The sequence below is a fragment of the Pontibacter sp. LHS1 genome (assembly GCF_058932855.1).
Genome location: NZ_JBZYWF010000003.1, coordinates 213292 through 225380, shown reverse-complemented (window position 1 = coordinate 225380; position 12089 = coordinate 213292). Strand labels below are relative to the sequence as shown.

Here is a 12089-nt window from a genome sequence, read left to right as displayed (position 1 = left end):
TGCAAAAGAAAGGGCAGCCTACTAAGGCTGCCCCACTAAATTATACTTTAAGGCGCTAACGGCCAAAATAAGGTTTGCTTAGTAGCGGAATAGCGCTTTTACGCTGCCACCGTCTTCGCCAACCTCAGCCAGACCGTTGTAGCTGCTCACGTATACCTTGCCACCCTGTGCCAGCGTCTTGATGGCTGCCAGGTTGATCAGGTCATCATCACCGCGCTGGTAGTCCTGGTGCACTTCGGCCACAGCACTCTTGGCATCGTAGCGTCCCCATACCGGATTGCTCGGCGCGATAAAGAGTGTATCGACGCGGCCATGAACAGCTTCGGCGGCCACCGTAGCGATGTCCTCAGAAGTTACGCCTGTACCTGCCACATTCTCGTAGCGGGTAAGCGAGTCGGAGTGGCTCTGCTGCATGAGCGGCTTCATTACCTCCAGCGCCTTCTCGTGTATGGTCTGCGGGTTCATGCCAGCTTGTGTCTCGTTCAGGTTGATATTCTGTGGCACAATGTTCTTATACTTGCTGAACTTCTTGAATATAGCGCAGTAGTGGTCGACACCTGCCAGCACAAGCGGCTCGGTTGCGTCATGCAGAATCTCCTGCAGGCTGTTATCCAGCTCATGTATGAACTCCCGTACCTCATCGTGTTCGTCGTCGCCTTTCTGAGCTCCGGCACCGTGCACGATATTAGAACCATTCACTGTGGTAGTGGAATGGTGGAAGTCTTGGTCGTTGCCTTTGATGGTAAATTTCAAGGCTTCATTCATGCTCTCCGGTGCAAAGGCGCTGATGTCGATCTGACGGATGCGGTCGATGGTAGCCTCGAAGAAGCCAACACGCTCACGGTACAGCGACAGAATAAAGAAGCGGCCGTTCTGGCTCAGGATCGGCAGCATTGGTGTGAAGTAAAACTGGTCGAGCACGTACACCACATCCGGCATCGTGATCGGCAGGGTATAGTGTGCCGAGAAGCCTTTGGTGATAAACACAGCCAGGCCTTCGGACTGATGGCGCCAGAAGCCGGTGTCGTTCAGCAGTTCTTCAGCGGGCTTCAGGTATGCGTCAATTTCAGCATCGGCTACATCATGCCTTGCCAGTAGTGCGCGGGCTTCTTTCAGTTTGTTTTTGAATAGTGTGTGATCCTGACCGTTCAGTGTTTCGTGGCCGGCTCGGTGCGTAGGTATGTAGATAGAGATGCAAAGTGCGTCTTTCGTGTTGTTCTGAACATTGAGAAGCTTCTCAATGTCACTTTTGTTGATTAATGCCATATTTTTCTAGCTGTTAAATGAATAAGGATATCTCAAACAATCAATTCCTTTCTACTACCCCCTCGCATAAAGGGGTTAGGCTTTAATTACGCACTAAACAAATACACGGTTATTGATGCCCTCATAAACGGAGGCATTGGACTCAAAAAGAAAGCCGCCCATGCTTGTGAACATAGGCGGCTTTATATAGTCAGGTATAGCTATTACCTGCGGGAAGCTCTGTTACTCATCACATGCTGCAGAATTTCCTTTTCGGCTTCACGGTCTATGGGTCGGCGGGGCTTTGTGCTCAGGATCGTGCCGTCCTCGTCTATCAGGAAGTAAGCCGGCACATCTTTGAGGCCATACTGACGAGCCAGTTCGTGCCCTTGCCCCTTTAGGTATAGCTGCACCCCTCCAAAGCCTCTTGACTGCACCACACTGCGCCAGGACTGCTCATTCTCATCCACTCCGATGTTGATGAGCACTACATCATGGGGCTGTAGTTTCCGGGCCAGTTCCTGCGCGTGCGGTTGCTCTACCATGCACAGACCACAGTCGGTACGCCAGAAGCTCAGGTATACAATCTTGCCTTTAAAATCGCTGAGCGACACCAACTGCCCGTTTATATCCTGCAGACTAAAGTCAGGAGCCGCACTGCCTATACCTAAGCCCGGGTGGCTTTCGTACTGCTGCAGCAATGTGGCGTACACGTCAGCCACGGCTTTATGTTGGCTAAAATCCTGCAGCATGGCAGGCACATGCAGCACATTGCCCTGCTGCAGCGACTGACGTATTATGTAAGCCTGCGCCATTACCTGCGCCTGCGCCTGCAAGGTATGGCTCACTTGCTCGTATACCTTTTTATAATAATGTATGTCACTTGCCTCTAGCTGGGCTTGCTCCCCTATAAACTTGATATAATTGCGCAGAAAGGCTGGAAAACTGATGGACTCCAGGCTTGTCGGCTGCTCCATGTCCAGCTGCTGCAAAAAGTCGAAGTAGCTGGCAGAAGGGCTGAGCTGCACCGGCAGCCTCATCAGCTCACGCATATCATAAAAGGTGAGACGATCATTGGCGTAGCTGTATTCAATTTCGGCAAGTATGAGCTGTCTGAAATGCTCGCTTACCGGCTTCGCTGCTATTTTCTTCTCAAAGATGGCCAGCTGATCTTCTTTGCGATAATCCAGAAATTGCAGAAACTCTTTCTCTGAGAGCTTTACATTGTCGGGCAGGGTCTGGTAGTCTTCCTCTTCATCGAAACGGTAGGCATGCAGGGCCAGGTAGTTATTTTCATTCGCACCTTGTCCGCTGTATTTGAGTGACTTGAGCATCTTGCCAGCTGTAAAGGTTATCTGTAGCTCAAAGCCCGGTTCCAGGTATAGCGGAGCTGATTCGTTGCCGTACACCAGTTCTACCGTAAGGGGTTTGCTAACCGGCAGCTCAAGCCTGAAGTGCCCGTTACTGATCTCAGCAAACGTGTGCTGTTCTTCCGGAAATAATAAAGAGGGGAGAGAAGCGATGAAGATGTCATCCTTCTGGCCTTTTTGAACTTTGCCCGTAATGGTAACGGTACCTTGAGCCAACAAGGAATGTGTTGCCAGCATACATGCCAGCAACAGTATAAGCATTCGTTTCATAGGTACAGTGGGTAGAGGTGTCTTATAAAATCTAATTTTCGGTCCAATTAGCTGCTAATTCTAGCTTGCCATATATGATAGCAAGATCGCAGCTAACGCACTGAACATTAATTTTATAGATTATAATTCCAATTCCCAATACTGCCCCTGAAATTATACGAAAGATAGAACTACTTCCTGCTTAAAGCACAATTCTACCCAAAGAGTGAAGCAAACACTTCTTCTAATCGTCCAAAAGCATGCACATTGATGGAGAATTTGCTCAGGTCCACCCCCTTCTTGTTGTATTTGGAGATGTAGATATCCCGGAAGCCTAGCTTTTCTGCTTCCGTAATGCGGTTCTCGATGCGGTTGACGGCTCGCACCTCGCCCCCAAGCCCTACCTCCGCTGCAAAACAGGAGGTGCTGGGTATAGCAATGTCTTCGAAAGAGGAGAGGATAGAGGCGCACACAGCCAGGTCAAGCGCAGGGTCTTCTACCTTCAGGCCGCCGGCTATGTTGAGGAACACGTCCTGCGTACCCAGTCTGTACCCGCCGCGCTTCTCCAGCACAGCCAGCAGCATGTTCAGGCGTTTGCCATCGAAGCCGGTGCTGGTTCGCTGCGGGGTGCCGTAAGTAGCAGGTGTTACGAGGCTCTGCACTTCGATCAGCAGCGGTCGGTTGCCTTCCAGCGTAGCACCAATGGCGATGCCACTGAAAGCATCCTCCCGTTGCGAAATCAGGATCTCGGATGGGTTGCTTACTTCGCGCAGGCCTGTGCCCAGCATTTCGTATATACCTAGTTCAGAGGTGGAGCCGAAGCGGTTCTTGGACGTGCGCAGGATACGGTAGGTCATGTGGCGGTCGCCTTCGAACGTTAGCACTGTGTCTACCATATGCTCCAGTATCTTAGGGCCTGCCAGATTGCCTTCTTTGGTGATGTGGCCGATCAGGAAAACGGGGGTGCCGCTTTCTTTGGCAAATTTGAGCAGTTCGGCCGTACACTCCCGCACCTGGCTTACACTGCCGGCCCCGGCCTCTATAAAGGAGGAGTGCAGCGTCTGAATGGAGTCAATAATGAGTACCTGCGGACGCAGCTGCTCTATTTGCTTAAAAATATTCTGCGTGCCTGTTTCGGTCAGGATAAAGCAGTCTGAGGTCTGGGCATTGAGGCGCTCGGCCCGCATCTTGATCTGGTGTTCGCTTTCCTCGCCGCTTACATACAGCACCCGCAGCCCCGTCAGGCTCAGGGCGATCTGCAGCATCAGGGTAGACTTGCCTATACCTGGTTCGCCGCCAATGAGCACCATAGAGCCCGGCACAATGCCACCGCCCAGCACCCGGTTCAGCTCCTGGTCCACCGTCTGGATGCGCTGCTGCTCCTGGTAGCTGATGTCGGCGATCGGCTTTGGCTTATTCGCTACCTGCGCCGAACTACTGGTGTTGCCTACTTTCCAGACACTGGTGGGGGTGAGTTCTTCACGCTGCACCACTTCCTCCACGTAGGTGTTCCACTCGCCGCAGGCAGGGCATTTGCCAATCCACTTGGCCGACTGCGCCCCGCAGTTCTGACAGAAATATGAAGTTTTGATCTTAGCCATTCTGCTTTATACCTATGCAGCCCTTTTGCTCAGAGCTGGCTCGTTCTTAAAATGATTATGAAAGCTATACCTGCTGTGACTGCACTGGCACTTGCACCGGCGCCTGCTTAAAGTATACCCGGAAGGTAGTACCCTGGCCTAGCTCACTTTCTACTTCTATGCGGCCACCGTTGTTTTCGATGATGCGCTTCACAATATACAGGCCTATACCTGTACCCTCCACATGGTTGTGCAGGCGCTTGAACATATCAAACAGCTTGTGTTCCTGGCCTTTCTTGATGCCAAGTCCGTTATCCTGCACCCGCAGCACCACATAGCCATCCTCCAGGTATGTACTGATGCGCACCTCCGGAGCAACCTCGGCCTTGCGGTACTTGATCGCATTCGACACCAGGTTGTAGATGATACTTCGCAGGTTTTTACGGGCATACAGCAGATCTTTTATCTGAAAATCAACCTCTACCTTCGCATAGGATTCCTTTACGAGGCTATCAATATCCAGCATCACATCCTGCAGTACCTGCTCAAACGACAGCGGCTCTACCTTGGCATGCAGTCCTTTCTGCACTTTGGTAATCTCAGCCAGGTCGGCAATTGTGCGCTTTAACTTGTCGATTGCCTCAGCCAGCATATCCAGCAACTGCTTGTCTTCGCTCTCCAGCTTGCCCTCCAGTATATCACGCAGCATATTGGACAGTCCCTCCATGTTGGCGATAGGAGACTTCAAGTCATGCGAGGCAGTGTAGACGAAGTTATCCAGGTCATTGTTGGTGCGCAGCAGTTCCATGTTTTTGAGGCTCAGCTCCTCGTTGGTCGATACCAGTTTCGTGCGGGCCTTAACCAGCTCTGTTACCTCCACTGCGAAAATGAGCACCGCCTCTGGCTTGCCTTTGGCATCCATGAGCGGCTGTATCACAATATTGAAGTAGCTCTGTGTGAGTTTACCGTCGTTATGCCGGTCAATCATAAGCGGCACTTCTTTGCCCACGTAAGGGGTGCCGGTGCTGAACACCTGGTCTATCTCTTCCAGTATACCCTGATGTGCCAGCTCTGCATGGGCTTCACGCAGCGTTTTGCCTACTAACAGGCGGTTGCCGAAGAGCTTGCGGTAAAGCGGGTTGGCCAACAGGTACTGCTGGTCCGAAGCCCGTACCAGCCCCACCAGTGCAGGTACTTCAACGAATAGCTTTTGCAGAAGCTCGGCATTCTGCTTCACCTTGCGGTCCGCTTCTTTTATATCGGTGATGTCGATGGTAGAGCTGATATACCCCAGGAAGTCGCCATCGGCACCAAAACGAGGCGTGCAGGTCGCTACCATCCAGCGGTACTGCCCGTCATAGCGGCGCATGCGTACCTCAGCCCTGAAGCCGGCCTCCGAAGCCTGCGACTGGTTATACTGCTCCTCAAATGCTGCCAGATCCTGCTGATGGATAACCTGCTGCCAGCCGAAGTTAATGCTGTCTTCGAAGGTGCGGCCTGTAAAGTCGAGCCACTGTCTGTTTACATACACACTCTGCTTCCAGATATCCAGTATACTGATCATTACCGGGGCATTGTCAGCCATGGTGCGGAAGCGGGCCTCGCTTTCGATAATAGCTTGCTGGGCTCTCTTCTCTTCTGTGATATCACGCACTTCAATAATGGCATAAGCATCCCTGCTTCCGTCCTCAATCGGGTGCACCGAGCAAGACACATCGAAGAAACTTCCGTCCTTCCGGATAAATACTTCGTCGTATACCTGCTTCAACTTTTGGTTATGGAGGGCGTTTCGAAGCGGGCACTCAACTACAGGATAATGCGAACCGTCTGGCCTGCTATGATGCACCATTTCATGCAGTGATCTGTTTTGCACCTCCTTAAAATCGTAGCCGGTCATTTCCTCAGCGGCCGGGTTCATGAAAGTACAGTTGCCGTTTGAGTCGATGATAAACAGCGCGGCAGTGGCATTGTCGGTGATGGTCTGCTTGAGGCTGTTGGAGCGGCGTGTGTTGATGAGCGACCAGATAATGAAGAACATGAGCAAACTAATGATCGTACCGCCCAGCAAAATAAAGTAAGGTAGCTCGGTATCGGCTGAGCGCACAAACGACGGCTTGGCTGAGCAGTACACGCGCCAGGTATGGTTGCCGATGCTGAGTGTGCTGAGCATATCAAGCTCACGCTTTTTATTTGCGTGATAGTACAGCTCCTCGCCTGTGCTGTAAAGCACGTCATCTTTCCCTAAGCCAGTACCATCGTATACCTCGATATCCAGGTCATTAAAATTGCTCCCCCAGATGGCCATCATCAGGTCTTTGGCCCGAAAGGGGCTATACACAAAGCCCTCTATCAGCCGCTGCCGCTCTTTTATAGCCTCAGGTTCGGCATTGCCCTGGTAGATGGGCAGGTAAATCAGGAATCCGGCCTGCTCGTCCACGCCTGTCTCCTGCACCAGCCTTACCTTGCCTGACATGGCAGGCTTGCGGGTGTCACGGGCCATTTGCATAGCCGAGCGCCTTACAGAGTCACTAAACATATCGAAGCCAATGGCACGCCGATTACGTGCATCAAGGGGCTCCAGGTAAATAATGGAAGTGTAAACAGCTCGTCGGCCCTCCGGACGGATAGCAAAATCTTTAAACCCCTCCTTACGCAGGCGGGAAATATGAGCAGGCAGTTCGTCAGGCTTTACAAAATGGGTATAGCCCACTCCCTGGATGCCGGGATAGTTTTCTTCGAGTTTGAGTGTGCTGTAGTACTGCTCCCAGTCTTCGCGGGTCACTGTATCGGAAGCTACATATAAGGCTTTGGCTCCCACCAGAATCTGCATATAGTCACGCATACGCAATTCCAACGCCTGGGTAGCCTGAGTAGCTTTCAGTTCAAAGAGTTTCTCGTTGCGCTCCAGTGCCTTCTTTTTTGTCTCTGAATAAATAAAAAGCGTGAGTAAAAAAATAAGCAGAAAAGAAGAGATCGCGATCAGATACTCCCGGACAAACGCTACCAGTTTGGAAAGTTTCATAGATAAATGAACAGGCTATTCAAAAAAACACCGGCCTTGCGCAAAACAACGGCCGGCAGAAGCACTTAGTTCAATGGTTAGATCATCAAAAATAACTAAATTATTGTATCTCCTGCAACATTTGAGGGGCTTAATATCCAGACGCTGCAGTAAGTCTTACCCTGTCGTTCCATTACGCCCGAACTGCCACTTATTAAGTGGATACTGCTGTTTTTCTGCCGTAAATTGGGCATTGCGTGTTAATTTTACGGCAAATACCTTTTTATCATGATAGATATTCTGAAAAGCCTGCTGATGAGCTTCATAGCCGTGGCCATATTGCTACCTGTGCTACGCTATGCGCTTCGCCGGCTATCGCCGGCAGGGCAGCAGGCTCAATTAAGTGCTGACGAGTCCCGCTACCTCCAGAAGAAGGAGTGGCAACTGACTTTGGCCTACTTTGTTTTCGCTTCGGTACTGTCCGTTTTCTTCTCAGGGGCACTGGCCATGCTTTCCAGCATCCTGCACCTGTCTTCTGAGCACATGTTCGTGATGACGCCTAACTTCAAGGCTTTCTTTGCGCCAGGCCTTCTGCTGGGACTCACGATGGCGCTGCTGCCACTCCGACTTTCACAAAGCACGCTGCTCAACCAGGACTATGACCTGTACAAGCAGTACCTTCGTCAGCAGGAGGGACTTCGCTCCATCCGCCTCTACAGCATCCTGTTTGGCGTAATGCTGGGCTTCTCGCTGGTTGTGCTTTGGTTTGCCATGCGCTGGCACGTGAACGTGGACGAAAACCAGGTGCAGGTGACCAACCTGCTCAACCAGGAGCGCACTTACCCGCATGAAGCCATTGAAAGCATTCACTACATGGGCACAGAGGGAGAATACCTGATCACGTTTGATGACCAGACGGTGCTCAACACAGCCTACCTGAAGCCTGTTTCGCTGGATATGATCGCCCTGATGGTTGACCGCTCAGGCAAGCGTGTGATCCGCTAGACTTGCAGGTATAAGCTATACCTTGATTATACCTGTAAAGCGGCCGTAAAAGAATATTTTTCGTAGTTTTGCCACAGTTAAACTGATCCTTTAAACCTAAGTATAAACGATATGCAAGTTCGCGTAGAGAAAGACACGATGGGCCCGATTGAGGTGCCTGCCGACAAATACTGGGGCGCGCAGACACAGCGCTCAAAAGAAAACTTCACCATCGGTGGTCAGCAGATGCCGAAAGAGGTCATTGAAGCCTTCGCTATCCTGAAAAAATCAGCGGCGCAGGCCAATGCTGAGCTGGGTGTTCTGGCGCAGGACAAAGCTGAGATTATCTCGAGGGTATGCGACGAGGTGCTGGAAGGCAAGCTGGACGACCAGTTCCCGCTGGTGGTATGGCAGACAGGCTCGGGCACGCAGTCGAACATGAACGTGAACGAAGTGGTGGCCAACCGTGCGCACGTACTGCTTGGTGGCAGCCTGATGGACGAGAAAAAGAAAATCCACCCAAATGACGATGTGAACAAGTCGCAGTCGTCTAACGATACCTTCCCGACAGCCATGCACATTGCCGCCTACAAGAAGGTGGTAGAGCACACGCTGCCAATGGTGAAGAAACTGCACGACACGCTGAAGGCGAAGTCAGAGGAGTTTATGGATGTGGTGAAGATCGGCCGTACGCACCTGATGGACGCTACGCCACTGACACTGGGCCAGGAGCTTTCTGGCTACGTAAAGCAGCTGGAATACGGCATGAAGGCGCTGGAAAACACGCTGGACCACCTGAAGGACCTGGCACTGGGCGGCTCGGCCGTAGGTACAGGCTTGAACACACCGGCTGGTTATGCTGAGCTGGTTGCTGACAAAATCTCTAAGTATGCCGGTCACGAGTTCCGCACGGCTCCTAACAAGTTTGAGGCCCTTGCCGCACACGATGCGATGGTAGAAACCTCTGGTGCCCTGAAGCAGCTGGCTGTATCCCTGATGAAGATCGCCAACGACATCCGTCTGCTGGCTTCTGGTCCGCGCTCAGGTATAGCTGAGATCCTTATACCTGAAAACGAGCCGGGCTCTTCAATTATGCCAGGCAAGGTAAACCCTACGCAGGCTGAGGCCATGACGATGGTTTGCGCACAGGTGATCGGTAACGATGTGGCCATCTCGGTAGGTGGCATGAACGGCCATTTCGAGCTGAACGTGTTCAAGCCGGTGATGATCTACAACCTGCTGATGAGCGCCCAGCTGATCGGCGACGCCTGCGACTCGTTCGACAAGCACTGCGCCGTAGGTATAGAGCCAAACAGAGAGCGCATTAAGCACAACCTGGAGAACTCCCTGATGCTGGTAACGGCACTGAACCCGCACATCGGGTACGACAAAGCTGCCGCCATCGCGAAGAAAGCACACAAAGAGGGCACCACGCTTCGTCAGGCAGCCATCGAGCTTGGCCATCTTACCAACGAGCAGTTCGACGAGTGGGTGAAGCCAGAGGACATGATTGGCAGCTTGAAAAAATAAGCGCCCCCTAACACACAACATACGCAATAGCAAAAGGCAGCCTTTACGGGGCTGCCTTTTTTATTTGTCATCGGTTTCTGTACAACTTATCTGGCTGAGCTGAATTTAAAGATCTCTATCAGAAATCGTCTTCATGGCATTTTTTCAGTTGCTCATCATAAAAAATTTAAATTTTAGCACAATTCTACAAACCGTTCTAAAAGAAGTCACGTATCCCAATTCAGAAGCTTCAAATCAGTGGATTATCCCCTCGTATTGCAGAAACAGACATTCCGGTCAGTCGGACCGCATTGCAAAAGGTTCGCCTTTGCTTAATATTAGTTAAATCAATTACCAATATATAATACAATTTATATGTATATACCTGTGATAGGTTCTCAGGCTGTATTCTCTTTATTTTTCACCCTAGCATATTTCGTATGAAAGCATTCAGTACAAAAACCCTCGCCATAGCTTTTGCCAGTATTTTCTTATTCTCTTGTGAACGCAATGCAGAACAAGACCAGGTTGAGCCGATGCAGGCCAGCCAGCAGCAAGACCTGAGAGGCTACGACCCTACTACCTGTAACCTGGTGCAGTCGTTTGGAGAGGGCGAACTGCCCCGCAAAGCCGATGTGATAGAAGAAGACGGTGCCGTGATGATTGTAAAGGCACAGCGTCGTGGTCACAACGGCAAGTACCTTCCCGAAACGGAGGCCGTACTGCTCGACGCGCACGACCCAGCAACGGACCTGGTTAACTTTATGGACGCTCGGTTTGACGGCATGTCTGGCTTGCTAACTGTAGGAGACAAGTCGGGCATGAAAGCCAACCGTAAAGGCGGCCGTATTACACTGGACTTTTCGCCGGTGAGCTCCGTCACCATGAAAACTATGGTGTTCACCGACATTGCCGAAGAGGACAAAGGTTCTAAGGTGGCATTATACAGCCGTACCGGACAGTTGCTGGTGCAAAAAGAAATTCCTGCCAATGGCAAGAATGAAGTCTCGTTCGTGTGGTTTGACAATGTTCCGGAAGTGGCCAAAGCCGTTGTAACCTTTGGGGCCGAAGGCAGCAAGACAGGCTCCGGTGCCATTGCCCGCCTGCAGCTTTGTGTTGAAGGACAAGGTCGTTACGATGAAGCCCGCTATCAGGATGTGCATACCCTGTGGTTGGAGTATACCGGTCAGCAGCCTGCTAACGTCACTGTTAAATCGGTGCAGGAGGGGAACAGCAGCAACGTGGTTTTTGAGGCGAAAGGCATGAAGCCAGGCACTGTGTTTAAGATCGCAGCTTCAGAGGCCAACCCCTTAGGTGAAACTCTTCAGATAGAAACGCAGCGCCGTGAAAAACAGCTTATACCTGTAAATGAAGACCCCACCGCTTCACTGAAGAAACACTATGGCAACTTCAGGGTAGTAGAAGCCCGCTGCACCAATTACCCGCTTAAATTAGAAGAGTAAGATTGGAATATAATAAACTGGAAAGCAGCTCTGCAAAGGGCTGCTTTTTTTATTTCTGCAGATTACATCAGTTTTGGGTAACCTTTATAAATACAGGCAAGTGGATAAAGTAATTTTATTTTCAATAATATTTGAAAGTTATGAAATAAATATTATCATTGTGTCATGGAATACAGCGAAGCAAAAGAGCGGTACATAGAAGCATGGGGCAGCCTGGGGTCGAGCTGGGGGGTAAACCGTACCATGGCCCAGATACACGCGCTTTTAATGATCGCGACAGAGCCGCTCTCTACTGAAGAGATCATGGAAGACCTCAAGATATCGAGAGGCAATGCCAACATGAACATTCGGGCGCTGCTAGACTGGGGACTTGCCAAGAAAGTGCTGAAGCCGGGTGAGCGGAAAGAGTATTTCGTTACCGACAAAGACCCGATGGTGCTGGCTACCCAGGTGGCCAAGGAACGTAGGAAGCGGGAGCTGGATCCGATCATCAGATTGCTGGACGAGGTATCGGCTGTGCAGGGTGAGGGCAAAGAGGTGCAGGAGTTCAAGAAAGTGACGACGAATTTGAAGGGTTTTGCCAGGCAGGCCGACTCTGTGATCAATACTTTTATACAGTCTAACTCGAACTGGTTCTTCAAGATCCTGGGTAAGATTACACGCTAAATTTTTTGTTGATATGTTTCAA

8 protein-coding genes are annotated in these 12089 nt (G+C 51.0%); 4 read left to right on the top strand and 4 right to left on the bottom strand.

Annotated elements, in window-relative coordinates:
- Window positions 1–78 precede the first annotated feature (78 nt).
- From AC5FXQ_RS08135 to AC5FXQ_RS08120, 4 genes are all read right to left on the bottom strand, one after another.
- Window positions 79–1266 carry a baeRF7 domain-containing protein gene (locus AC5FXQ_RS08135; RefSeq protein ID WP_493601977.1) on the bottom strand — a complete coding sequence of 396 codons (1188 nt, stop codon included), beginning with the start codon at window positions 1264–1266 and terminating at the stop codon, window positions 79–81.
- A 203-nt stretch (window positions 1267–1469) separates the two neighbouring features.
- Window positions 1470–2885, bottom strand: coding sequence for a redoxin domain-containing protein (locus AC5FXQ_RS08130; protein WP_493601976.1), 1416 nt, complete (start codon window positions 2883–2885; stop codon window positions 1470–1472).
- Between the two features lie 194 nt (window positions 2886–3079).
- The gene (radA, locus tag AC5FXQ_RS08125) at window positions 3080–4465 is read right to left on the bottom strand and encodes a DNA repair protein RadA (protein ID WP_493601975.1); all 1386 of its coding nucleotides are present in this window, start codon (window positions 4463–4465) and stop codon (window positions 3080–3082) included.
- 64 nt (window positions 4466–4529) lie between these two features.
- The gene (locus AC5FXQ_RS08120) at window positions 4530–7466 is read right to left on the bottom strand and encodes a CHASE domain-containing protein (RefSeq protein WP_493601974.1); all 2937 of its coding nucleotides are present in this window, start codon (window positions 7464–7466) and stop codon (window positions 4530–4532) included.
- 267 nt (window positions 7467–7733) lie between these two features.
- Here AC5FXQ_RS08120 and AC5FXQ_RS08115 point away from each other — a divergent pair, with 267 nt between their 5' ends.
- From AC5FXQ_RS08115 to AC5FXQ_RS08100, 4 genes are all read left to right on the top strand, one after another.
- Window positions 7734–8450, top strand: coding sequence for a hypothetical protein (locus AC5FXQ_RS08115; protein ID WP_493601973.1), 717 nt, complete (start codon window positions 7734–7736; stop codon window positions 8448–8450).
- A gap of 111 nt (window positions 8451–8561) precedes the next feature.
- Complete coding sequence (gene fumC, locus AC5FXQ_RS08110) at window positions 8562–9959, top strand: class II fumarate hydratase (RefSeq protein WP_493601972.1); 1398 nt, start codon at window positions 8562–8564, stop codon at window positions 9957–9959.
- Between the two features lie 419 nt (window positions 9960–10378).
- The gene (locus AC5FXQ_RS08105) at window positions 10379–11401 is read left to right on the top strand and encodes a hypothetical protein (protein WP_493601971.1); all 1023 of its coding nucleotides are present in this window, start codon (window positions 10379–10381) and stop codon (window positions 11399–11401) included.
- A 165-nt stretch (window positions 11402–11566) separates the two neighbouring features.
- On the top strand, window positions 11567–12067 hold the full coding sequence (locus AC5FXQ_RS08100; RefSeq protein ID WP_493601970.1) for a GbsR/MarR family transcriptional regulator: 501 nt from the start codon (window positions 11567–11569) through the stop codon (window positions 12065–12067).
- Window positions 12068–12089: the final 22 nt, after the last annotated feature.